The organism is Aeromicrobium sp. P5_D10, from assembly GCF_054049535.1.
In genome coordinates, this window is sequence record NZ_JBFUME010000008.1 from 142,587 (window position 1) to 166,039 (window position 23,453).

Sequence of the window (23,453 nt, forward strand, 5' to 3'; positions counted from 1 at the left end):
TCCGTAGGAGGAGCCCTTCGTGGACGTCCATGACCTCGATCGCTATCTGCTGGTCGGGTCTGGCGTGCTCATCCTCGCGATTCTCGCGGTCCGCCTCTCGGTCACCATCGGGCTGCCGTCGCTGCTGGTCTACCTCGGTCTCGGTCTGCTGTTGGGCAGCTCGGGTTTCGGAATCGACTTCAGCGATGTCGGATTGGCCCATGCCTTGGGCTTCGGCGGACTGGTCCTGATCCTTGCCGAGGGCGGTCTGACCACCAAGTGGGAACATGTCAGACCCAATCTGGGGTACGGCATGCTGTTGGCCACTTTGGGCTCGGCGATCAGCGTCATCGTGGTCGCTTCCGGCGCGCACTTCCTCCTGGGCTTCGAGTGGGAACTGGCGGTGCTGCTGGCGGCGGTGTTGACCCCGACCGACGCTGCGGCGGTCTTCTCAGTACTGCGGACCGTGCCGCTCAAGTCATCGGTCAAGGGAACGCTGGAGGCCGAATCGGGTCTCAATGACGCCCCGATCGTGGTCCTCGTAGTCGCCATCAGCGCCGGCGAGGTCGCCGACAAGGGCATCGCCTATCTGGTCGGCCTGATCGTGTTCGAGCTGGTCATCGGTGTCGCGATCGGCGCGGCCGTCGGCTGGTTGGGGGCCTATCTGCTGCGGCAGGTCGCATTGCCGGCATCGGGTCTCTATCCCTTGGTCGTCTTCGCCTTCACGGTGCTGGCCTACGGTTCGGCAGCGGCGATCCACGCGAGTGGTTTCGCCGCGGTCTACGTCGCCGCGCTCGTGCTGGGTCATGCCGAGTTGCCACACCGCACCGCGACCCGCTCATTCGTCGAGGGCATCGGCTGGCTCGCTCAGATCGGCCTGTTCGTGATGCTGGGTCTGCTGGCCAGCCCCGATGAGTTGCGCTGGTGGCACATCGGTCAGGGCATTGCGATCGGTGCCATCTTGACGTTCATCGCCAGACCGTTGACGGTCATGGCGTGCGCTGTGTGGTTCGGCCGCAGCCCCCGCGAACAGATATTCGTGGGCTGGGCCGGGCTGCGGGGAGCGGTGCCGATCGTCCTGGCCACGATTCCGTTGTCGGCGGGAGTGGCCGGTTCCCGGGATCTGTTCAACGTCGTGTTCGTCGCGGTGGTGATCTACACATTGCTGCAGGCAGCCCCGCTGGCCCGCCTCGCCGCCTTGTGCGGAGTGCTGACCGACGATGCCCGCGATGTCGAAGTCGAAGCGGCCCCACTCGAGCGGGTCAGTGCCGATCTGCTGCAGATCCATGTGCCAAAGGGATCCAAGCTCGCGGGAGTCGAGATGGGCGAGCTGCGTCTGCCCAATGGGGCGTCGGTCTCTCTTGTCGTGCGCGACGACACCACATTCGTGCCGCACCGCACCGACCGCATCGCGATCAATGACGATCTGCTCATCGTCGCCGAACGATCTGTGCGCGAGGCGACCGAGACCAGGCTGCACCTGGTCGGTCGCTACGGCCGGTTGGCCGGCTGGGGGCGCGAGCCCGCCTGAGTCAGACCGCCGGTGTCGCGGGCGTGCAGATCTTGATGTCGCGGTCAGTGCGCAGCGACGTCTTCGGAGACTTCTTCAAGCCGCGGTACTTCTGGCCGACGATCACGATGATGCCGTCCTCGACCGTCAGGTCGGGCTTGGCGTACTGCACTTTGTCGCGGAACTGCGCTGCCAGCAGTTTGACCTGCGGATCGGCAGGATCATTCGTGAGGATCGCGACGCGACTGGGCTTGGTGGCGCTGGTGCTGTTGCCGATCTGCCCGCCCCGGAATCCATTCTTCTGTAGGTCGATGATGGCCCGGTTGGCCAGGCCGGCACGAGATGACGCGTTGAACACGTTGACCACGACGACGTTGCTGTCGAGAGCCGTCCCGGAAGCGACGACCGAGGGCTGACAGGACGTATCGACTGCGACGGTGTCGGTGCCGGCGGTGAGTAGCCGGACTCCCGTGAAGCCGCACACCACGAACACGACGACTGAGATCAGCAGAGTCGTGAGCTTGCTCATGCGTGCCGACCGATCGAGTGGACCCGGGCATGGAGCATATTTCGCTGCTGGAGCGCCGCGCGCAGTGCACGGTGCAATCCGTCTTCGAGGTAGAGCTCACCGCGCCAGCTCACGACATGGGCGAACAGATCGCCGAAGTATGTCGAGTCGTCATCGAGCAGGTGTTCCAGGTCGAGCTGGGTCTTGGTCGTCGTCAGATCGTCGAGCCGTACCTGGGAAGGGGATATCTCGGCCCAGGCGCTTTGAGTCAGCCTGTGCTCGGGATAGGGGCGCCCCTCGCTCACCCTCCGGAAGATCACCCCGCCAGTCTAGACAGACGGGTGGGAGCCGGGTCGGAGCCCGTGCCGATGTCCAGGACTATTGTTCAGGCTGTCTCGAATCGGTCTGGGAGACGGAAACTGTTAAGGAGCCGTTCAGAAAGCGTCGGTAACATCCGTTACGCTGGGAATGGATCTTCATCCGGGGCGGTTGCCCTTTGTGTCTGATCTAGCGAAGATGATTATCGAGAAGGCGCACTGCGGCGCCTTTCGTCAGGTAAGGGCCTGATGAGGAAGCAGGTGGAAGTGATGGCCCGAACATCACAACAAGCTCGTCGCACCGTCGCCGAGCGCGCTTCCGATGTCCTGCCTGTTGTGCGCCGTGCCGGCGTCGAGATCGCGCTGATCGGCATCCTCTACATCGCTTACTGCATCACCCGCACCTTCGCGTCGACGGCCTTCGCGCCTGCCCGTGGCCGCGCGCTCGACATCCTGACCTTCGAGAAGTCCTGGCGCTTCGATATCGAGTCATGGCTCAACGGTCAATTCCTGCACCACGACTGGCTGGCGGTCAGCAGTAGCTATTGGTACGCCACGACGCACTACCTCATCACGCTGTTGGCACTGATCTGGATCTTCCGCCGCAATGCCATCGAGTATCTGACGGCGCGACGCGCATTGGTGTTCGCCTCGCTGATCGGTCTGACGTTCTATCTCCTGATGCCGACGGCGCCGCCACGGCTCGTCGGCGGCTATCACGACATCTTGAGCCTCAATTCGGGGATCGGGTGGTGGAGTCAGAACGGGTCCGCGCCCAAGGGCATGGGCAATATCACCAATGAGCTCGCGGCGTTCCCGTCGCTGCACGCAGGTTGGTCGCTGTGGGTTGCCCTGGTCGTCATCCGGGCCGGTGCCCCGCGCATCATCCAGATCCTCGGACTGCTTTACGCCGCGATCATGGCGTTCGTCATCGTCGGAACCGGCAATCACTGGGTGCTCGACGCTGTCGTCGGTTGGGCCGTCGTCCTGTTCGCGTTCGCGGTGATGGTGGTGTGGGAGCGTCGTGGTCCGGTGGGGGCGCAAGACGATCACGATATTGCGGAGCCGGCGCTTGCCGGCAATGTCTCTGCCTCAGCTCAATAGCTTCTTCTGCACCTTTCCCATCGCATTGCGAGGGAGCGCATCGACGAAGACGACATCGCGCGGCCGTTTGTGCCAGGAGAGCTGCGAGGCCACCAGAGCGATGAGCTCTTCGCCGAGGCCGCCCCGGGGGGATTCGTCCGGCACGACGAACGCGACGATGCGTTGGCCGAGGTCGTCGTCCAGAACGCCCACGACGGCGACCTCGGCCACGGCAGGGTGATCGAGCAAGACGGCTTCGATTTCACCGGTGCCGATGCGGAATCCGCCGGACTTGATGAGGTCGGTGGATTCACGCCCGACGATTCGGTGGAATCCACCGGAATCGTGGGATGCGATATCGCCCGTGACGAACCAGCCGTCCTCGGTCCAGGCAGCGGCAGTGCTCTCGGGCTGACCGAGATATCCGTCGAAGAGCATCGGTCCGCGTACTTCGAGACGGCCGATGCTCTCGCCGTCGGCCGGAACTTCGAGTCCGCTGTCATCGGCTCGGATCCGGGTCTCGGCACCTGCGACGGGCAGGCCGACCCAGCCGGGACGGCGTTCCCCGTCGGCGCGGGTGCTGAGGGTGATCATCGTCTCGGTCATCCCGTAGCGCTCGATGGGAGCCAGTCCGGTTCCCGCGGCGAGTCGGTCGAATACGGAGACCGGAAGTGGCGCGCTGCCGGACACGAGAAGTCGCGCGTGGCTCAGGGCCCGCATGGCTTGCTCATCGGCCGCGATACGGGACCACACGGTCGGGACCCCGAAGTACATCGTGCCCGTTGCGGCGGCGTACCTCTCGGGCTGAGCTTTGACGGTGTGGATGAGGCGAGATCCGACCCGCAGGGATCCCAGCACGCCGAGGATCAGGCCATGAGTATGGAACAGCGGAAGTCCGTGGACGACGGTGTCGTCCGGCGTCCATTGCCAGGCCTCGGCCAGACCGTCGAGGCCTGCGGCGATAGCACCGCCGCTCAGCTCGACGCCCTTGGGCGATCCCGTGGTGCCCGACGTGTAGAGGATCAGTGCAACCCGTGAGGGGTCGATTGATGCAGGAATCTTGCCAGATCCGGCTGATCGCAGGTCGACGCGCGGCAGCGCGGTCTGCAGACCGTCTGGGCCGACCCACGCGGTCGCACCGGAGTCGTTCAAGATGTGTCGAAGCTCCGCTGGCCCCGAGTCCGGCGGGACCGGTACGACCGGCACGCCTGCGAGCAGACAGCCCGTGATGGCGGTGAGCGTCTCGATCGATGTGCCCGCGTGCACGGCGATCGGACCGTCGTCAGGCAGCGATGTCGCGAAGCGAAGCGATGCCTCCATGAATTCGGCGCGCGACAGACTCGTGTCGCCGATCGTGATGGCGCGTTCGAGGTCGTCGGACTGGTGCAGAGAAGTCAGCAGCATAGGTGCGTCCCATTGTGTCCTAGCCTGCGGTAACGCCGACTCCAGGCAGCTTGGCCTTGTGCCGGGGCCGGCACAGGATCAACATGGATGCATGCCATTGACTGGAGAGTACGCACCGAGCACGTCCGAATGGGCCCGCAAGCAGGCCGAGCTCTTTGAGAGCACCAACGGTGCGGAGGGCAATCTGATGTTGGGTCGCCCGATCATCGTGCTGACAACACTGGGCGCTAAAACCGGGAAGCTGCGCAAGACGCCCCTCATGCGGGTCGAACACGAGGGTCAATACCTTGTTGTCGCCTCCAAAGGAGGTGCTCCGGAGAATCCGTCCTGGTACAACAACATCGTCGACGCCCCGCTGGTCGAACTGCAGGACGGTGCGGTCAAGAAGGACTACACGCCGCGCCTGCTCACAGGGACCGAGCGTGCGACGTGGTGGGCCCGCGCGGTCGAAGCCTTCCCGCAATACGCGGACTATGAGGCCAAGACCGATCGGGAGATCCCGATCTTCTTGCTGACCGCCAAGGAATAGCCGGCTACTGTCTGGCCGGCAGCTCCTGGATCGTCCAGCGGTTGCCGTCGGGATCGGCGAATCCGGTGAATCGTCCCCAGGCGAGGGTCTCGACCTCGGGAGCGTCGACACCTGCGGCAACCAGTTCCGCTCGCGCCGCGTCGGCATCGGCGACGACGACCTGGATGCTGTTCTGGGTGCCCGGCGCTGCTTCTGTGATGCCTTCGCCGAACGCGATCGAGCAAGCTGAACCGACCGGCGTCAGCTGGACGAATCGCAGATCGTCGCTGACCCGGACGTCGTGGTCGAGGTGGAAGCCGATCTGATCGACGTAGAAGTCACGAGCCCGGTCGACGTCGGTGACCGGGACAAAGATGAGTTCGATCTTGCAGTCCATGACATGCCTCGTGTGCTGGGCCGCAGAACCGGCTGTCCCGCAGCGGTCTCCTCATTGTGACGACGAGCGCGGACAGTTTGAAGACGTCTGCGGCAACATGCACAGATCGGCCCGGATCTCCAAGAGGTCCGGGCCGATCTGTGTGCAGCTCCATGTGGCGGAGGATAGGGGATTCGAACCCCTGAGAGCTTTCACTCAACCCGCTTTCCAAGCGAGCGCACTAGGCCACTATGCGAATCCTCCGTGGACGAGGCTACCGGTTGATCCATGGGACTAGACAATCGGGACTCCCGGTGGAGGGCTTTGTGGCCTGTTCCGTATGATGAGGGCAGCCCCTCGCGTGGCGATATATCTCCTAACTCCCCCAGGGCCGGAAGGCAGCAAGGGTCGGCGGTCTCTGTCGGGTACGCGGGGGGTCCTTGCGTTCCCCGACGCCCTGCCCGCGGTCAGGCAGTCATGCGGCGAGGACGACGTCGTCGTTGACGATGGGCTCGGCTTCGACCTTCCGCAATGCCGCCCACGAGGCGACGGCGCCGGCCATCACGAGCACTCCGGCGACGACCAGGCCCAGACGGTAGCCGCTCAAGAAGGCGTCCAGCGGCGGCCCGCCGTCGCCCAGCACGGAGTCCTGTCGGCTCGTCAGGATCACGCCGATGACCGTGATGCCGAGCAATCCGGCGAGCTCGCGCGAGGTGTTGAAGATGCCTGATGCGACGCCGGCCTGGTCCTGGGGCATGATGCCGAGAACTGTCGCGGTCAACGGGATCGTGAGTCCGCCGCCGATGCCGATCGCGATGAACGATGGCATCAGGTCGAGTGCCGTGGCGTCTTGGCCGAAGAAGGCCACCGACCCGATCGCGACGCCCATCAGTCCCATGCCGAAGCTGACCGAGCGGTGTGCTCCGAAGCGTCGGGCAATGCCATCCGAAGTCGCCGCGGCGACAGCCATGCACAGCGCCATCGGCACGAACGTCAGGCCGGCCTTGGTGGGGGAGAAGCCCAGCACCCCCTGCAGGTACAACGAGGTGAAGAAGTAGATGCCGAACAGGCCGAACGCCCACAGCATGAGTGAGACGAGCGCACCGGAGAAGACCCGGTCACGGAACAGTCCGAGGTCGACCATGGGGTGCTCGACGCGACGTTCGACCGTCACGAACCAGGCGGCGGTCACGGCGGCGATGGCGAGCGTCGTGACGATCGGTGCGGACGTCCAGCCGCGTCCGGTGCCTTCGATCAGGGCGAAGGTCAGCGTCGACAGGGAGATCGTCGAGGCGACCAATCCCCAGAGGTCCAAGCGGCGGTCGACCGGATCGCGTGACTCCGTGATGGCCCACACGGCCAGCCCCGCAGTGATGGCGCCGAGGGGCACATTGATGAAGAAGATCCACTCCCAAGCGACGTGTTCGCTCAGGACGCCGCCCAGTAACGGGCCGGCGGCCAGGGCGAGCGCACCGACCGCACCCCAGATACCGACCGCGATATTGCGCTCGCGCTTGTCGCTGAACGTCGCCGAGATGATCGCCAGCGTCGTGGGAGTCAGGAGTGCGGCGCCGACGCCCTGGATCGCCCGGCTCGCGATCAGCGTCTCGACGTTCCCGGACAGCCCGGCCGCGAACGAGGCTGCCGTGAAGATGCCGAGCCCGATCAGGAAGATACGCCGACGTCCGATCAGATCGGCGAGTCGTCCCCCCAGAAGCATCAGCCCGGCGAAGGTCAGGATGTACGAACTGACGATCCACTCCATGCCTGCGGTCGTCAGTCCGAGGTCCTGCTCGATGACCGGCAGGGCCACATTGATGATGTTGTTGTCGAGATAGGTCATGAACGTCGCGAGTGCGACGGCCACGAGAGCCCAGATGTTCCTGCGGTCGTCCATGACCACTCCTTTACGTTGTAAATGTACAACGTAAAGGAAACATATATGGCGTATAGTTGTCAACGTGAAGGCGAAGAATTCTCTGAATCCCGACGCGGTGGTGGCCAGCGCCCTGCGAATCGTCGATGAGCAGGGTCTCGACGCGCTGACCGTCCGCAAGGTCGCCGATGAATTCGGCGTGACGCCGATGGCCCTGTATTGGCACTTCTCGAACAAAGAGGCGCTGCTCGATGCCGTGGGGGATGCCGTCGTCGCCTCGCTGGTGCTGCCAGACGCGACTCTCGACCTGGAGACGTACCTCAGCGAGGCGATGACGTCGCTCGTCGACGTCCTGCGGGCTCACCCGAATGCGACGCCGTTGGTGCCGACACGGCTACTTCTGACCGAGGCCGGTCGAGAGATCACCGAGCGTACTCTCGACAAGCTCGTCGCGGCCGGTTTCACGATCGAGAAGGCTGCGGCGGTGGATCACTACGCGCTGACGATCGCGCTGACCCTGGTGGCAGGGGAGCCGGGCGCCGAGACCTCGGTCCGGCCCGATGAGCGCGATCAGGCCCGCGTGGCCAAGCTCGCACTGCTGAAGTCACTGTCGCAGGATCGGTATCCGTACCTGATGGCCGCTGCGCCGTCGATGGTCGTCTGCGGAGACTCCGACGACTACTACGAAACCGCGATCGAGATCTTCGTCAAAGGTGTCATGACGCAAGTGAGCCCAGATTCGGCGGGTTGATCCGCCAAACCTGGGCTCAGGAGCGATGTGGCGGAATCAATCCGCCCCGACTGAGTCAGCCGAGGGGCTCCACGACGGTGTGGTCTCCAACGGTTTCGGCCAGCTTCTTCAGATGGTGACGCCCGTCGCCGAGCAGGTGATCGATCGCGGTGAGTCGGCTCATGTAGTGGCCCACGCTGTACTCGGCGGTCATGCCGATTCCGCCGTGCAACTGGATCGCTTCCTGACCGATGTGACGGCCGGCCTTGCTGACCTGCAGCTTGGCCCGTGAAGCGGCCTCGAGGACTTCGTCGTCGGACTGACCGTCGAGCAGGACGAGGGTCGCCCAGGTGACGGTGCTGCGAGCCAACTCGAGCGACACGTACATGTCGGCCGCCCGGAACGTCAGAGCCTGGAATGTCATCAGCGGGACGCCGAACTGCTTGCGGGTCTTGAGATATTCGGTCGTCGTGTCCAGAGCTGTGGCCATGGCGCCCAATGACTCGTGGCCGTACGCGATCTGGGCCGCGGCGATCGCCCGGGCGATGACGGGGGACTGATCGGCGCCGTCCTCACCCAGCGGCATGGCCGGAGTGCCGTCGAACGCAATGTGGGCCGCCCGTCCGCCGTCGAATGTCGTGTAGGACGTGCGAGTCAGGCCGGCGGCATCCGGCTGGACCAGGAACAGGCCGGTGCCGCCGTTGACCGTCGCGCTGACGATCAGCAGATCAGCGCGTGCGCCACCCAGGACAGGCTCCTTGACGCCGGTCAGGGTCCAACCTGCGCCCGACGTCGACGCCGAGACGCCCGACGCCGTCTCGTCGTAGTGCGCATTGGGTTCGGTGTGCGCGAAGACGGGCACGAGCGAGCCTTCTGCGAGAGCGCCGATGATCTCGGCCCGCTGCTCGGCGGTGCCGGCCGCCGCGACGAGACCGCCCGCGAGCACGACCGCCTCGACGTACGGCTCGGGCGCGATGACCCGCCCGATCTCCTCGGCGACGATCGACACCTCGACAGGGCCGGCGCCGAAGCCGCCGTCCTCTTCGGCGAACGGAAGTCCCAGAGCGCCCATTTCGGCCAGGCGCTGCCAGGTTTTGTCGTCCCAGCCCGGATCGGTCTTGGTGACCTCGCGTCGAGTCTCCGAGGAGTCGTAGGCCTTCGACAGGAGTCCGCGAACCGCATCGCGCAGTGCTGTCTGCTCAGCATCAAGTGTGAAATCCATGTCAGCCCCTCAGTCCCAGGATCGTTCCTGCGATGATTTGTTGTTGCACTTCGTTGGACCCGCCGTAGATCGATGCCTTGCGGAAGTTCAGGTAGTTCGGTGTCGCGACCCGCGCGAGATCCGGGACATCGGATCCCTCACCGGCGCCGGTGGCCAGCGCGTTCGGCCCGGCCAGGTCGACCCACAACTCGGTGACGGCCTGCTGCAGGACCGTGCCCTGCAGCTTCAGGACCGATGAGGCGGGGTGTGGCTTCCCATCCGCGGAGTTGGCCACGACGCGCAGCGCGGTGAGTTCGAGCGCCAGCAGATCGTTCTCCAGTTCGACGAACTTGGTCGCGATCAGTGGGTCGTCGAGCAGCGAGGTGCCGCCGGGGCCGGCCGTTTTGGCGAACTCCTTGGCCGAGGCGAGCGTGCGCTTGGTCGAACCGACCGGAGCAACGCCGACGCGCTCGTTGCCGAGCAGGAACTTGGCGTAGTCCCAGCCCTTGTTCTCCTCGCCGACCAGATTCTCGACCGGGACGCGGACGTTGTCGAAGAAGACTTCGTTGACCTCGTGGCCGCCGTCGATCAACTCGATGGGACGCACGGTCAGGCCCGGCGACGTCATATCGATCAACAGGAACGAGATGCCGGCCTGCTTCTTGGCTTCGGGATCCGTACGAACCAGCGTGAAGATCCAGTCGCCGTACTGGCCGAGTGTGGTCCACGTCTTCTGGCCGTTGACGACGTACTCGTCGCCTTCGCGGACCGCGGTTGTGCGCAACGAGGCGAGATCGGAGCCGGCGTCGGGCTCGGAGAATCCCTGCGACCACCAGATGTCGATATTGGCCGTCTTGGGCAGGAAGCGTTCCTTGATCTCCTGCGAGCCGAAAGCCGCGATGACCGGCCCGACCATCGAGGCGTTGAATGCCAGCGGCGGCGTGACACCGGCCAGCTGCATCTCCTCATGCCAGATGTGACGCTGCAGCGGAGTCCAGTCCTTGCCGCCCCATTCGACCGGCCAGTTCGGCACTGCGATGCCGGCAGCGTTCATGATCTGCATCGACTCGACCAGCTGCTCCTTGGAGAGCTCACGTCGGGCCGTCGCGGTGTCGCGGATGTGCTGGGGGATCTTGGTGGTGAAGAATTCACGCATTTCCGCGCGGAAAGCGACATCCTCATCTGACAGCTGCAGTTTCATGGGTCTCCTCGGGGTACCTACTGGCGCGTAACTTGTCTATCACTTGAGCTGTCACGGAGCTAGACGCCCCACCCCCTGGGGCGGTGCGCTGGCGTCCAGACAGCCGGCCGAAGTGGACGCTGTCGCACCGCCCAGGGGCGAGGGCTTCGGCCTGGGGTCATCGGCGTCGGGCGCGCGCCCGTAACGGACCGACCAGACGAGGTCCGGCCAGGCGCTGCTCAAGGCGTTGGGCTTCGCGGCGGACGGGCTGGGCGATGAACTCTCCGAGGATCACCCCGGCTGCCAAGGAGATCGCGATCGCTGCGGCGGTGATCATCGCGAGAATCCCGGCGTAGTCGTTCTCGGCGAGCAATGACAGTCCGCGATAGATCGAAAGGCCCGGCAGTAGCGGCACGATCCCGGGGACCACGAGAACCAGCGGCGGAACCCGGCACCAGGTCGCGGCGGTGAAACTCACCAGACCGATGAAGATCGCGGCGACCGCTGCCGACCACGCCCGGCCGACGTCGTGCTCGTTGAGCACCAGGTAGATCGTCGACGCGAGACCCGAGATGACCGCGATCGGCAGCAATGTCCGGCCCGGCGCGTACGAGGCATAGGCGAATGCCGCCGCGGCGACCGCGGCACCCGTGATCATCAGCGGGAGACGGGCCAGCTCGATGACGCCGGGGTCGAGGGCGATATCGACTCCGAGCAGACGACCGATCGTCAGGCCGCCACTGACGCCGACGATGATGCCTGCCGTTGAGATCATGACCTCGAGGATGCGTGCTGTCGCGGTGACATAGAAGCCTGTCAGGGCGTCCTGGATCGCGCCGATGAAACCGAGCCCGGCCAACAGCATCACGATGCTCGCGGTGATGACCTGCGACGGATCGACGTCGAGGTCGGCCGCCTGGGTCGCGACGGCCAACAGCGTCGCGAACATCCCTCCGGCGGTCTGGGCATAGAAGAACGGCAGCCGTCTGCGGGTCAGACGGCGTTGGATGACCTCGATGCCGAACGCCGCGAACGCCGCGATCAGCGCGACGACCCAGCCGCCACCGACCAACACCGCGACGCCGGCGCCCATGGCGGCCCAGGCGATCGTGACGGCCCACCGGGGAGTGTGGTGACCCGTCGAGACGATGTGAGCCACACGGCTTCGAGCCTCGTCGATGTCGATCCGGTCGGACAACAGGTCCGTGACGATCTGGTCGACCTTGGTGAGGTCCTCGAAATCAGTGTCGCGGTGTGTGACGTGACGGATCAGCGAATGCCCCGGCTCGTCGTACGCCGATTGATAGGAGATCTCCAGCTTCGTGAACGTGACGTCGACCATCGCCTGCCGCAGTCCTAGGTGGTACGCGATCGACGACATGGTTGCCGTGACGTCGGCGGCACCGGCGCCATTGGAAAGCAGCATCTCGCCCACGCGGAGGGCGAGGTCGAGGGTGCGGTGAACTTCGCGGCTGTCGGTCACCCCTCCACTATGGAGGCGTCCTGGTGAGAAGCAATCACCTCGGTATGCGTGTGGGCGTACGCTCGCCATGGGGCGTTTGAGATAACGGAGGAATGTGGATGACCGACTGGGTACCCGACGAGCTGGGTGACGGCTACGAGCAGCACACGATCGCGCTCGGAGATGACCCGGACGGTGAGGGGACGATCGAGGCGACCCTGGTGCGTCGCGCCCCGCCCGCCGACGTCTCCGCGGCCGTTCTGTACGTCCACGGTTTCAGCGACTACTTCTTCCAGACCGAGATGGCCGACTTCTTCACCGACCGCGGATTCGCGTTCTATGCGCTCGATCTGCGCAAATGCGGACGCTCACGGCGTCCCGGTCAGACCGGCCACTACGTGTCTGATCTGGCGCTGTACGACCAGGAGCTGGCCGAATCGCTGTCGATCATCCGTGCGGAGACGGGGGGCAAGCCCGTCCTGCTGTCGGGGCACTCGACCGGAGGACTGATCGTGCCGCTGTGGCTCGACCGACTCAACCGGCGTCCGGGTGGTTCGAAGGGCGCCGGGATCGCCGGGCTCGTGCTCAACAGCCCGTGGTTCGATCTGCAGGGCAAGGCCTGGATGCGAACGATCGGCACCAAGGTGATCGAGGCGTACGCCAAGATCAAGCCCAAGGACATCATCAAGCTGCCGCCCACCAATGCGTACGGCACGAGCCTTCACATCAGCGCCCATGGTGAGTGGGAGTTCAACACCGACTACAAGCCGCTCGACGGCTTCCGCGTCTCGTACGGCTGGTTGACCGCTGTGCGTCGGGGGCAGGCCACACTGCACCGCGGTCTCGATATCGGAGTGCCGTCGCTGGTTCTTCGTTCGACCAAAAGCAGATTCGCCAGCAAGTACTCACCGGCCGTCGACGAGGCCGATGCGGTTCTCGACGTCAAGCAGATCGCCCGCTGGTCCGGATGCCTCGGCGATGCGATCACGGTCGTCCCGATCGAAGGCGCCCGCCACGATGTCTTCATCTCCAAAGATGAGCCCCGCAAGGCCGCGTACGAAGCCGTCGACACCTGGCTCAAGTCACGTTCGTGGTGACTGGGGTGACCATGTCGTGACGGGTCTATAGAGTTCAGGGCGTGGATGCTCCCCTCGCTCTTTATCGCCGCTACCGGCCGGAGACCTTTGCTGAGGTGATCGGGCAGGAGCACGTCACCGACCCTTTGCGTCATGCTTTGGCCGGTAACAAGGTCAATCACGCCTATTTGTTCTCCGGCCCCCGTGGCTGTGGCAAGACCACCAGCGCGCGCATCCTGGCCCGAGCGCTCAACTGTGAGAAGGCGCCGATCGCCGATCCGTGCGGCGAGTGCCAGAGCTGCCGTGACCTGGCGCGCGGCGGGCCAGGCAGTATCGACGTCATCGAGATCGATGCGGCGAGCCACGGCGGCGTCGACGATGCGCGTGATCTGCGCGAGCGGGCGTTCTTCGCGCCGGTCAGCAGTCGCTACAAGGTCTACATCATCGATGAGGCCCACATGGTCTCCCCGCAGGGATTCAACGCCCTGCTGAAACTCGTCGAAGAGCCGCCGCCGCACCTGAAGTTCATCTTCGCGACGACCGAGCCCGATAAGGTCATCGGCACGATCCGGTCACGTACGCACCACTATCCGTTCCGGCTGGTTCCGCCGAAGGCCCTGGGCGACTATCTGCTGCAGCTGTGCACCGCCGAGGGAGTCGCGCTCGAACCCACGGCTCTGCCGCTCGTCGTGCGGGCCGGCCAGGGCTCGGTGCGAGACACGCTCAGCGTCCTCGACCAGCTGCTCGGCGGCGCCGGTCCCGACGGCGTGACGTACCAGCTCGCGGTGCAATTGCTGGGCTACACGCCTGATTCGCTGCTCGACGAGGCGATCGACGCATTCGCTGCCAGTGACGGGTCGACGGTCTTCGGCGTGGTCGACAAGGTCATCGAATCCGGTCAGGATCCTCGCCGGTTCGCCGAAGACCTGTTGCAGCGGCTACGTGATCTGGTCATCGTCGCGGCGGTGCCCGATGCGCTCGACAAGGGGTTGCTCGACGTTCCCGGAGATCGGGCCGAGCGGCTCGTGACCCAGGCCAATGGTTTCGGCCCGTCAGAGCTGACCCGTGCCGCAGACATCGTCAATGCCGCGCTGATGGAATTTCGTGGTGCGACGGCTCCGCGGCTGCTGCTGGAGCTGATGTGCGCGCGGATCCTGGTGCCGGGGGCCGATAACTCCACGCAGGGCTTCCAGGCCCGCCTCGACCGGGTCGAACGTCGGCTGGCGATGGGCGGTGTCGAACCGGTGCCTGCTCCGGTGGTTGAGACTCCTGTCAACCACGATGCCGGTGTTGAGACGGCGCCTTCGTCGCCTCCTCAACCAGCAGAGCCGGCTCCAGTGGCCGAGGCGCCCCCGGTGGTTGAGGTGCGGAGGCCGCCCGCGGTGGTTCCTGAGGAGGGAGCGCAGCGAGCGTCTCGAAGGGCCGAAGCCTCGAAACCACCTGTTGACGATGCTGGTTTCGAGACGGCGCCTTTGTCGCCTCCTCAACCAGCAGCAGCTCCTGCGCCTCCCGGCACCCTGACGATCGCCGATGTGCGTCGCCTGTGGCCCGAGATCCTCGAGAAGATCCGCGATATGCGACGGTTCGCATGGATCATGCTGAGCCAGAATGCCCAAGTCATGGGCCTTGACGGCAACACCTTGACGATCGCTCTGGTCAACGCCGGCGCACGTGACTCGTTCATGAACAGCGGCTCCGACGACTACGTCAAGAAGGCGCTGCAGGAGGTCTTGGGCGTCAACTGGCGGATCGAGGCGATCGTCGACCCGAGCGCACGCCCCGGCGTCCCCGATGTCGATGAGCCTTCCGCCGCCCCAGAGCCGCCTCAACCTCAATCGGCGGCCGTCGCAGTCCCCGATTCGGTTCGGCAGGCCATGCGCGAGCAGCACTCGCCGCAGACCCGCGAGGACCCTGACGCATCGGCGGACCGCAATGACCCGGTTGTCGATTTCGAGGTGGTCGACCCGGAACTCCTGCTGAGTCGCGAGCTGGGAGCGCAAGTCATTGACGAGACACCATTCGACTGAGCTGATCCGGCAGCGGATCGACTTCGATGCCGACCCGCTGGAGGTTCTGCGGCGCTTTCGGGGCCGGTCACGTCTGGTCGCCCTCATGGGTGCGTGGCATCACGGCGAAGCGCTGATCGCCTTCGATCCGGTCGAGGTACTCGACGGTGACCCGTTCAACGGAATCGACCTCGATCCCTTGCCGGCGGAGGTGGCGGGATTCGGCGGTGGCTGGATCGGTGCGTGGGGCTATCAACTCGGACGGCTCGTCGAACAGCTGCCCGCAGCGCCACGGCGACTCGAGCCGCAACCCGATCATCGCCTGGCGTTCTACGATCATGTGCTCCGGTTGAGCGACGGGGTCTGGTGGTTCGAGTCGTTGACCCGCGACGACGAGCGTGACGCCCGGGTGTTGGCGATGCTGACAGGTCCGTTCGAGTCGGCTCGGTCGTACGACGTCGGCACGTTCGAGATGACGCCCTCGCCCGATCGACATCGAGCCGCCCTCGCCACGGTCCTCGAGCACATCGCAGCAGGCGATATCTTCCAGGCCAATCTCTGCGTCCGACTGGAGGCGCCGTTCGCCGGTGATCCGCTCGACGTGTTCTGTGCGGGGGTGCAAGAGCTCCGGCCGGCCTATGCGGCGTATGTGTCGAGCCCTGAGGGTGCCTTGGTGAGCTTTTCGCCCGAGCTGTTCCTGCGCCGGACGGGCGATGAGGTGTTGAGCTCGCCGATCAAGGGCACAGCCGCGCTCGACACCGACCCGGACGAACTGGTCGCCTCTGCCAAGAACCGCGCAGAGAACGTCATGATCGTCGATCTCATGCGCAATGATCTGGGGCGGGTCAGCGTGCCGGGATCGGTACGGGTTCCGGCGATGACCCGTGCCGAACGCCACTCGGTCTGGCACCTGGTCTCTGATGTCGTGAGTCATGTGGGCCGAGGTGTACGTGACTCCGACTTGCTGCGGGCGACCTTCCCACCAGGATCGGTGACCGGCGCGCCGAAGGTCCGGGCGATGGAGATCATCAACGAGTTGGAGACGACCGCGCGCGAGGCCTACACCGGCGCGATCGGGCATGTCAGTCCGGCCGCCGGGCTGGAGCTCAATGTCGTGATCCGGACGTTCGAGTTCTCCGGCGACAGGGTTTGGCTCGGCGTCGGCGGGGGTGTGGTGGCCGACTCGACGCCCGAGGGCGAGTACGCCGAGTGTCTGGTCAAGGCGCGGCCGTTGATCGAGGCGATCGGCGGTCGGCTCGATCTGATCGCCGAGGCGCCGCCCGTCGAACAGAGCAGGACCGGCGCGGGACCGTCTCACTCGGCAACGGTCGACGAGTCGCTTGGCATCTTCGACACGATGCTTGTGGTCGACGGGGTCGTAACCGATCTCGAAGCGCACCTGGCCCGCCTTGATGCGAGCGTTCGCGCGGTCTACGGAACCACGATCAGGGCCGGTCTCGATGAGGCGGTCAAGCGTCGGGCCGCGGGGTTGATGGGGCGTCACCGCTTGCGGGCCGATGCCGTCCCCTCAGGCGCCGATGTCGACGTCACGATGACGACCTGGCCGATCGGCGACGATGCGGAGAGCTGGAATCTCACTCCACGCGTGCTGTCTGCGGGTCTCGGGCAACACAAATGGGTCGACCGGCGGAGCATCGCGCGCGAGGGCCCGTCCGACGATGAGCTGCTGCTGATCGCCGATGACGGCTCTCTGCTGGAGACGGGGCGTGCCAGTCTCTTCGTCGTTCACGATGACGGGGTGCACACGCCGCCGGTCGACGGCCGAATCCTCCCGGGCGTGACCAGAGCGCGGGTCATCGAGATACTGCGTGACGCTGGCGTGCCGGTGTTCCAGCGCAGAATCACCGCGGCCGATCTGTCGTCGGCGACAGAGGTGTTCGTGACAAATTCGCTGCGTGGAGTCGTCCCGATCACTTCGTGCGGAGGAATCGGCCAATGGCCCACAGGCCGCACCACGACCTGGCTCCGCACCCTCCTCAGGGGCGGTGCGCCAGCGTCCACGAACTCGGCCGCAATGGACGCCAACGCACCGGCCAAGGGGGTGGGTGCCCGGGCCAGAGTCCTGTTCATCGACAACTACGACTCATTCGTCTACAACCTCGTGCAGTACGTCGGCGAACTCGGCGCCTCGGCCGAAGTCGTGCGCAATGACGCCGTGAGGGTCGATGAGCTCGTCGCGGCACGCCGACGCGGTGACTTCACCCATTTAATCGTGTCCCCCGGACCAGGGACGCCGGCCGAGGCGGGAATCAGCATGGAAGCGATCCGCAGGCTCGGAGCCACGACTCCGATCTTGGGGGTGTGCCTCGGACATCAGGCGATCGGCGAGGTCTACGGTGCGACCGTCGTCCGGGCCGATGAGGTCGTCCACGGCAAACCGTCCCTCGTGCACCATGACGGTCACGGCGTCTTCGCCAGGCTGCCGACGCCCATGGTGTGCGCCCGCTATCACTCGCTCGTGATCGACCCCGCCACCTTGCCGCCCGAGCTGGAGGCCACGGCGCACACCGCGTCGGGCGTCGTGATGGGAGTCCGTCACCGCACCCACCCCGTCGAGGGCGTGCAGATGCATCCCGAATCGATCCTGACCGCTCGCGGGCACGACATACTGCAGAACTTCCTGACCCAGTGACGCCGAGCGGTGCGTTCTGGTCAGAATGAGACGGCGTGTCTGTCCACGCCGCACCGCTCGGGGCCGGTTTTGCGCCAGTCGAGGGTGTTCTGTGGGGAGCCGCAACCTAGACTGAGCCACCTATGTATGACGGTGTGATTCAGGATCTGATCGATGAGCTCGGGCAATTGCCCGGCATCGGTCCCAAGAGCGCGCAACGTATCGCGTTCCACCTGCTAGACGCCGATCCCGAGGACGTCCGGCGATTCGCTGCGACGCTGCTCGAAGTCAAGGCCAAGGTCCATTTCTGCTCGATCTGCGGAAATGTCACGGTCGACACCGAATGCCGCATCTGCGCCGATCCACGCCGCGATCCGAGCGTGCTGTGCGTCGTCGAGGAGTCCAAGGACGTCGTCGCGATCGAGCGCACCCGTGAATTCCGCGGTCGCTATCACGTGCTCGGCGGTGCGATCTCGCCGATCGCAGGGGTCGGCCCCGATCAGCTGCGCATCAAAGAGCTGCTCCAACGGTTGCAGGACGGCGCCGTCACCGAGGTCATCATCGCGACCGATCCCAACCTTGAGGGTGAGGCCACCGCGACATACCTGATCCGGATGCTGTCGCCGTACGGTCTGCGGGTCAGCAAGCTCGCCAGCGGCCTGCCGGTCGGCGGCGACCTGGAGTACGCCGACGAGCTCACCCTCGGCCGCGCCTTCGAAGGACGCACGACGATCGGCTCGGCCACCAGCAACGGTTGACCGCATCTCGATGTCCATCGGCAGGATCGCCGATGCGCTCGCCCCTGAGCAACCGCTAGACTCAAGGGCGCGCAGCGTCGCGCATCCGTACGTCACCACCAGGTAGGACAGAACCGTGGGCATTGTCGTCCAGAAGTACGGTGGCTCCTCGGTCGCCGACGCAACAAGCGTCAAGAGGGTCGCCCAACGCATCGTCGCCACCAAAAAGGCCGGCCACGATGTTGTCGTCGTGGTCTCAGCCATGGGCGATACGACCGATGAACTCATCGATCTCGCCAATCAGGTCTCGCCGCTGCCCGCAGCGCGTGAACTCGACATGCTGTTGACCGCCGGAGAGCGGATCAGCATGGCCGTGCTCGCGATGGCGATCGGCAACCTCGGCCAAGAAGCGCGCTCGTTCACGGGCTCGCAGGCCGGAGTCATCACCGACGCCGAACATGGCCGGGCCAAGATCATCGACGTCACTCCAGGCCGCATCGAGGTCGCGCTCGCTGAAGGTGCCGTCGCGATCGTTGCCGGCTTCCAGGGTGTCTCGCAAACCACCAAGGACATCACGACGCTCGGCCGCGGCGGCTCCGACACGACTGCCGTAGCTCTAGCCGCGGCATTGAACGCCGACGTGTGCGAGATCTACACCGATGTCGACGGAATCTTCACCGCCGACCCGCGGATCGTGCCGAACGCCCGCCAGATCCCGCGCATCTCGTACGAAGAGATGCTCGAGATGGCGGCCAACGGCGCCAAGATCCTGCATCTGCGGTGCGTCGAGTACGCCCGCCGCAACGACATGCCGATCCACGTTCGGTCGTCGTTCTCCGACAAGACAGGCACCTGGGTCGTCAAGGCTGAGGACGTCATCCCGGCCGACGGCGCCACTGAAGGGGTAACCATGGAACAAGCCATCATTTCCGGTGTCGCGCACGATCGCAGCGAATCGAAGATCACGGTCGTCGGCGTGCCCGACAAGATCGGTTTCGCGGCGGCGATTCTGCAGGCCCTCGCGGATGCACAGATCAATATCGACATGGTCGTCCAGAACGTGTCGGCGGCCGCCACGGCGCTGACCGATATCTCGTTCACCTTGCCGCAGGCCGATGGCCAGACCGCCATGACGGCGCTGGCACGTCTCCAGGAGGAGGTCGGCTATGAGCGACTCCAGTACGACGACAGCGTCGGCAAAGTGTCGATCGTCGGCGCCGGCATGCGTTCGGAGCCCGGTATCACCGCCAAGTTCTTCCGCGCGCTGGCAGATGTCGGAGTCAACATCGAGATGATCTCCACGTCGGAGATCCGCATCTCGGTCGTCGTGGCCGAGGCGCACGTCGATGCCGCCGTCAACGCCGCCCACGCGGCTTTCGATCTGGGCACCGACGAAGTCGAGGCCGTGGTCTACGGAGGTACCGGACGATGACAACACTTGCCGTAGTCGGCGCGACCGGTCAGGTCGGCGTCGCGATGCGCAGCATCCTGGAGGAGCGGAACTTCCCCGCCGATCGGGTGCGCTTCTTCGCGTCGCCGCGCTCCGCCGGCAAGACCTTGCCGTTCCGTGGTGAGGAGATCGTCATCGAGGACGCCGATGTCGCCGATCTCTCCGGAATCGATATCGCGCTGTTCTCCGCGGGTGCCACGACGTCGCGCGCCCAGGTGCCGCGTTTCGCCGAGGCCGGCGCGATGGTCGTCGACAATTCATCGGCATTCCGCAAGGATCCCGAGATTCCGCTGATCGTTAGCGAGGTCAACCCCGAAGACATCGCGCTCGCACACCGTCGCATCATCGCGAACCCCAACTGCACCACGATGGCCGCGATGCCGGTGCTCAAGCCCCTGCACGACGAGGCCGGCCTCGTACGGCTGATCGTCAGCACCTACCAAGCGGTCTCCGGCTCCGGCATCGCCGGTGTCCGTGAGCTGCATGGCCAGGCGTCCGCGGTCATCGACAAGGCTGACGCGCTGGCTTATGACGGCAGCGCCGTGGCGTTCCCCGATCCGGCCGTCTACGTCGCACCGATCGCGTTCAACGTCCTGCCGATGGCCGGATCGGTCGTCGACGACGGCTCTTTCGAGACCGACGAGGAGCAGAAGCTCCGCAACGAGTCGCGCAAGATCCTGCACATCCCGGAACTTCGGGTCTCGGGCACCTGCGTGCGCGTCCCGGTGTTCACCGGACACTCGCTGTCGATCAACGTCGAGTTCGCCAGGGAGCTGACCGTTGCGCGCGCGACCGAGCTACTGGCGGCTGCGCCCGGCGTGCAGCTCGTCGACGTCCCGACGCCGTTGCAGGCCGCCGGCTCCGATCCGAGCCTCGTCGGGCGGATCCGTCAGGACTCGAGCGTTGACGGTAACCGTGGTCTGACGCTGTTCGTTAGTGGCGACAACCTCCGCAAGGGTGCTGCGCTCAACACGATCCAGATCGCAGAACTGCTCGTCTGACGTCCCGGAAGGTTCAGTCGATCTCGACAGGTGCGTGCTCGGCCAGGTCGATCAGCCAGTGGGCGAGCGCGTACGACGCGATAGCCAGGACTGGGATGACGACAAGGGCCGCAGCCGTCTGGACCTGATCGAGGAACAGGCCGAGGATCGCGACAATCGTCAAGATGATGCCGAGGAAGCTCGTCAGACGGGCCGAGTGCGATCCAAATCCGGCCAGAAGGGCTCGTCCGAGCCAGGCGACAAGAAGACTGATCGCAATGAAGGTGATGCCGCCCCACAGGCCGCCGCCGGTCGACACGCCACGGACCTGGTCGAACACGTGCAGCGCTGCGAAGCCGAGGCCGACTGACGTCACGCCTACGATCGCGCCGGTGATGGCCGAGGCGAGGTATGGGTTGATGTGCGGCAGACGCCAACTCGCGACTTGGCGGGCGCGGGCTGAGGAGAACTTCCAAGCCGACCGTGAACCGTCTCGGACGCCGTCAGCGACGACCCACCAGGCGTCGCTGAGGCGATGACCGGCAGCACTGAGCTTCGCGCCGATATCGACGCTGGGGCGCTGTGGCTTGGTCTTGGGCGCTGCGGCAGTTCGGGCAGCAGGCTTGCTCGGCGCCAGCTTGGCCTGGGGTTTGGCGGACTTGGTCGCCGTCGCCACAGGGCGTCCGTAGCGGACGGTCGGTGGCGTCTCGTTCTGCGCAGCCGGGCGTACGACCGTCTTCTTGACCACCCGCTTGACCACGCGCTTGGTGGGCTCCTGCTTGTCGACCATGGCTCCAGTTTGACACAGCGTGCGGTAGGTCACACAACGGTCTGAGGGAAGCATAAATGAGAAACTCCCGGACCTGCTTTCGCAGATCCGGGAGTTTCGATGTGTCGGGCTGACAGGATTTGAACCTGCGGCCTCGTCGTCCCGAACGACGCGCGCTACCAAGCTGCGCCACAGCCCGACGCTCCCTACGAGAGGGAACTGGAAGAGTCTATCCCAGTCAGGTTGAGCAGCGTTGCCTCGGGGCGGCATGCAAAGCGGACGGGCGTGAACGGCGACGTCCCGAGGCCGGCCGAGACGTGTAGCCACGAGGGGTCGTGACCGCTGGTCTGGTGGTTGTGAAGCCCTCGGGCGCGGGCACGGTCGAGATCGCAATTGGTCACGAGCGCGCCGTAGAACGGCAGGCGGAGCTGCCCGCCGTGGGTGTGTCCGGCCATGATCAGCGGATAGCCGAGGGAGTTCCAGCGATCTAGTACGCGCAGGTAGGGAGCGTGGGCGACGCCGATCGCCAGGTCTGCGGTCGCATCGGCCGGCTCGTCGTCGAGGACGTCGTACTCCAGATGCGGATCGTCGACTCCGACGAACGACAGGCGTCTCCCCGCGATGGTCAAGGCGTCGTGACGATTGCTCAGGTCGGTCCAACCGCGTTGCGTGAAGGCCGAACGGAGTTCTTCGAACGGCAGGTCCTTGGTACGTTGCCAGTCGCCGTGTGAGCTGACGCCCGTGCCGCCCTTGAGATAGTTGACGGGGTTCTTGCGCACGGGCGAGAAGTAGTCATTCGAGCCGAACACGAAGACGCCCGGCAGGTCGAGCAGATCGCCATAGGCCCGCAGCACCGACGGGACCGCGTCGAGGTGGGCCAGATTGTCGCCGGTGTTGACGACGAGGTCGGGGGCGAGGTCGGCGAGACCGCGCAGCCACTGTTGTTTGCGATGCTGCCCAGGGGTCATGTGAGTGTCTGAGAGATGCAGGACACGTAGCGGCGCCGATCCGGGTGCCAGGACGGGGACCGTCACGTGGCGCAGCGTGAAGGCGTGTGCCTCGATCGTCGCGTAGGCCAGTCCGGCTGCCGCCGCTGCGGCGGACCACATGAGAGGGCGCATGGGTCCAGCATGTCATCCGGCTGGTGGGACACTGGTGACATGTCAGCTCTCAAGGATCAACTCCACTCAGATCTCACGACGTCGATGAAGGCACGCGATGCGTTGCGGACGTCGGTCCTGCGCATGGTCCTCACCGCGATCACCAACGCCGAGGTCTCAGGCAAGGAGGCGCATGAGCTCACTGACGACGATGTGCTGACGGTGCTCGGTGCCGAGGCCAAGAAGCGCCGGGAGGCGGCCCAAGCGTTCGCCGACGGCAATCGTCCCGAGCTTGCTGAGAAGGAGACCGCCGAGGCAGCGATCCTCGCCGAGTATCTCCCGGCGCAGATGAGTGCCGACGAGATCGCGGCGGTCGTCACAGCGGCGGTGGAGTCCACAGGAGCTGCGGGTCAGGGTATGAAGGCGATGGGCAAGGTCATGGGGATCGTGTCGCCGCAGGTCAAGGGCAAGGCCGACGGCGGTGCCGTGGCCGCGGAGGTCAAGCGCCAGCTCGGCGCCTAGTCCTGCGAGCTGCAGCTTTCGGCTGGATGTGAGAATCGGGTTCTGTC

The 23,453-nt window shown here is 65.4% G+C and carries 21 protein-coding genes, 2 tRNA genes and 1 other RNA gene; 12 read left to right on the forward strand and 12 right to left on the reverse strand.

Annotated elements, in window-relative coordinates:
• Positions 1-19 precede the first annotated feature (19 nt).
• Positions 20-1,510: a potassium/proton antiporter gene (locus ACXJKC_RS16070; protein WP_456697751.1), complete on the forward strand. Its 1,491-nt coding sequence runs from the start codon at positions 20-22 to the stop codon at positions 1,508-1,510.
• Between the two features lies 1 nt (position 1,511).
• On the opposite strand, the gene ACXJKC_RS16075 is transcribed toward ACXJKC_RS16070, so the two are convergent.
• Positions 1,512-2,018, reverse strand: a complete 507-nt coding sequence (locus ACXJKC_RS16075) for a LytR C-terminal domain-containing protein (RefSeq protein ID WP_456697752.1) — start codon at positions 2,016-2,018, stop codon at positions 1,512-1,514.
• Positions 2,015-2,317: a type II toxin-antitoxin system VapB family antitoxin gene (locus tag ACXJKC_RS16080; protein ID WP_456697753.1), complete on the reverse strand. Its 303-nt coding sequence runs from the start codon at positions 2,315-2,317 to the stop codon at positions 2,015-2,017. Before ACXJKC_RS16080 ends, ACXJKC_RS16075 begins: the two co-directional genes overlap by 4 nt.
• Before the next feature lie 267 nt (positions 2,318-2,584).
• Here ACXJKC_RS16080 and ACXJKC_RS16085 point away from each other — a divergent pair, with 267 nt between their 5' ends.
• On the forward strand, positions 2,585-3,418 hold the full coding sequence (locus tag ACXJKC_RS16085) for a phosphatase PAP2 family protein (protein WP_456697754.1): 834 nt from the start codon (positions 2,585-2,587) through the stop codon (positions 3,416-3,418).
• On the opposite strand, the gene ACXJKC_RS16090 is transcribed toward ACXJKC_RS16085, so the two are convergent.
• Positions 3,407-4,801: an acyl-CoA synthetase gene (locus tag ACXJKC_RS16090; RefSeq protein WP_456697755.1), complete on the reverse strand. Its 1,395-nt coding sequence runs from the start codon at positions 4,799-4,801 to the stop codon at positions 3,407-3,409. The two genes, ACXJKC_RS16085 and ACXJKC_RS16090, sit on opposite strands and share 12 nt — an antisense overlap.
• A 91-nt stretch (positions 4,802-4,892) precedes the next feature.
• Between ACXJKC_RS16090 and ACXJKC_RS16095 the strand changes: the two genes are divergently transcribed.
• Positions 4,893-5,330, forward strand: a complete 438-nt coding sequence (locus tag ACXJKC_RS16095) for a nitroreductase family deazaflavin-dependent oxidoreductase (RefSeq protein WP_456697756.1) — start codon at positions 4,893-4,895, stop codon at positions 5,328-5,330.
• Between the two features lie 4 nt (positions 5,331-5,334).
• Here ACXJKC_RS16095 and ACXJKC_RS16100 read toward each other — a convergent pair whose 3' ends face one another.
• Together ACXJKC_RS16100 and ACXJKC_RS16105 are read right to left on the reverse strand one after the other, a co-directional pair.
• Positions 5,335-5,706 carry a glyoxalase superfamily protein gene (locus tag ACXJKC_RS16100; RefSeq protein WP_456697757.1) on the reverse strand — a complete coding sequence of 124 codons (372 nt, stop codon included), beginning with the start codon at positions 5,704-5,706 and terminating at the stop codon, positions 5,335-5,337.
• A gap of 155 nt (positions 5,707-5,861) precedes the next feature.
• A tRNA-Ser gene (locus tag ACXJKC_RS16105) sits at positions 5,862-5,949 on the reverse strand.
• An 84-nt stretch (positions 5,950-6,033) separates the two neighbouring features.
• On the opposite strand from ACXJKC_RS16105, the gene ffs reads away from it, so the two are divergent.
• Positions 6,034-6,130, forward strand: an RNA gene (gene ffs, locus ACXJKC_RS16110) — signal recognition particle sRNA small type.
• A 30-nt stretch (positions 6,131-6,160) separates the two neighbouring features.
• On the opposite strand, the gene ACXJKC_RS16115 is transcribed toward ffs, so the two are convergent.
• The gene (locus ACXJKC_RS16115; protein WP_456697758.1) at positions 6,161-7,582 is read right to left on the reverse strand and encodes an MFS transporter; all 1,422 of its coding nucleotides are present in this window, start codon (positions 7,580-7,582) and stop codon (positions 6,161-6,163) included.
• Positions 7,583-7,646: 64 nt separating this feature from the next.
• On the opposite strand from ACXJKC_RS16115, the gene ACXJKC_RS16120 reads away from it, so the two are divergent.
• Positions 7,647-8,312 carry a TetR family transcriptional regulator gene (locus ACXJKC_RS16120; RefSeq protein ID WP_456697759.1) on the forward strand — a complete coding sequence of 222 codons (666 nt, stop codon included), beginning with the start codon at positions 7,647-7,649 and terminating at the stop codon, positions 8,310-8,312.
• Positions 8,313-8,367: 55 nt separating this feature from the next.
• Here ACXJKC_RS16120 and ACXJKC_RS16125 read toward each other — a convergent pair whose 3' ends face one another.
• The 3 genes from ACXJKC_RS16125 to ACXJKC_RS16135 form a co-directional block, all read right to left on the reverse strand.
• Complete coding sequence (locus ACXJKC_RS16125) at positions 8,368-9,513, reverse strand: acyl-CoA dehydrogenase family protein (protein ID WP_456697760.1); 1,146 nt, start codon at positions 9,511-9,513, stop codon at positions 8,368-8,370.
• Between the two features lies 1 nt (position 9,514).
• Complete coding sequence (locus ACXJKC_RS16130) at positions 9,515-10,693, reverse strand: acyl-CoA dehydrogenase family protein (RefSeq protein WP_456697761.1); 1,179 nt, start codon at positions 10,691-10,693, stop codon at positions 9,515-9,517.
• Between the two features lie 157 nt (positions 10,694-10,850).
• Positions 10,851-12,155: a threonine/serine ThrE exporter family protein gene (locus tag ACXJKC_RS16135; protein WP_456697762.1), complete on the reverse strand. Its 1,305-nt coding sequence runs from the start codon at positions 12,153-12,155 to the stop codon at positions 10,851-10,853.
• Positions 12,156-12,253: 98 nt separating this feature from the next.
• On the opposite strand from ACXJKC_RS16135, the gene ACXJKC_RS16140 reads away from it, so the two are divergent.
• The 6 genes from ACXJKC_RS16140 to ACXJKC_RS16165 all read left to right on the forward strand — a co-directional run bounded on the left by ACXJKC_RS16140 (position 12,254) and on the right by ACXJKC_RS16165 (position 21,036).
• Entirely contained in the window at positions 12,254-13,231 is a 978-nt protein-coding gene (locus ACXJKC_RS16140) for an alpha/beta hydrolase (RefSeq protein ID WP_456697763.1), read from the forward strand.
• A gap of 41 nt (positions 13,232-13,272) precedes the next feature.
• Positions 13,273-15,237, forward strand: coding sequence for a DNA polymerase III subunit gamma and tau (locus ACXJKC_RS16145; protein WP_456697764.1), 1,965 nt, complete (start codon positions 13,273-13,275; stop codon positions 15,235-15,237).
• Entirely contained in the window at positions 15,215-17,869 is a 2,655-nt protein-coding gene (locus ACXJKC_RS16150; protein ID WP_456697765.1) for a chorismate-binding protein, read from the forward strand. The genes ACXJKC_RS16145 and ACXJKC_RS16150 overlap by 23 nt, the downstream gene beginning before the upstream one ends.
• 122 nt (positions 17,870-17,991) lie before the next feature.
• Complete coding sequence (gene recR / locus ACXJKC_RS16155) at positions 17,992-18,606, forward strand: recombination mediator RecR (protein ID WP_456697766.1); 615 nt, start codon at positions 17,992-17,994, stop codon at positions 18,604-18,606.
• A 115-nt stretch (positions 18,607-18,721) separates the two neighbouring features.
• Entirely contained in the window at positions 18,722-20,017 is a 1,296-nt protein-coding gene (locus ACXJKC_RS16160) for an aspartate kinase (protein ID WP_456697767.1), read from the forward strand.
• On the forward strand, positions 20,014-21,036 hold the full coding sequence (locus ACXJKC_RS16165) for an aspartate-semialdehyde dehydrogenase (RefSeq protein ID WP_456697768.1): 1,023 nt from the start codon (positions 20,014-20,016) through the stop codon (positions 21,034-21,036). Before ACXJKC_RS16160 ends, ACXJKC_RS16165 begins: the two co-directional genes overlap by 4 nt.
• Positions 21,037-21,049: 13 nt before the next feature.
• Here the strand turns inward: ACXJKC_RS16165 and ACXJKC_RS16170 are convergent, their stop codons facing one another.
• The 3 genes from ACXJKC_RS16170 to ACXJKC_RS16180 all read right to left on the reverse strand — a co-directional run bounded on the left by ACXJKC_RS16170 (position 21,050) and on the right by ACXJKC_RS16180 (position 22,905).
• Positions 21,050-21,805: a hypothetical protein gene (locus ACXJKC_RS16170; RefSeq protein ID WP_456697769.1), complete on the reverse strand. Its 756-nt coding sequence runs from the start codon at positions 21,803-21,805 to the stop codon at positions 21,050-21,052.
• A gap of 104 nt (positions 21,806-21,909) precedes the next feature.
• Positions 21,910-21,983 (reverse strand) — tRNA-Pro (locus ACXJKC_RS16175).
• Positions 21,984-21,990: 7 nt separating this feature from the next.
• Entirely contained in the window at positions 21,991-22,905 is a 915-nt protein-coding gene (locus tag ACXJKC_RS16180) for a metallophosphoesterase (RefSeq protein ID WP_456697770.1), read from the reverse strand.
• 39 nt (positions 22,906-22,944) lie between these two features.
• Here ACXJKC_RS16180 and ACXJKC_RS16185 point away from each other — a divergent pair, with 39 nt between their 5' ends.
• On the forward strand, positions 22,945-23,406 hold the full coding sequence (locus ACXJKC_RS16185; protein ID WP_456697771.1) for a GatB/YqeY domain-containing protein: 462 nt from the start codon (positions 22,945-22,947) through the stop codon (positions 23,404-23,406).
• Positions 23,407-23,453: the final 47 nt, after the last annotated feature.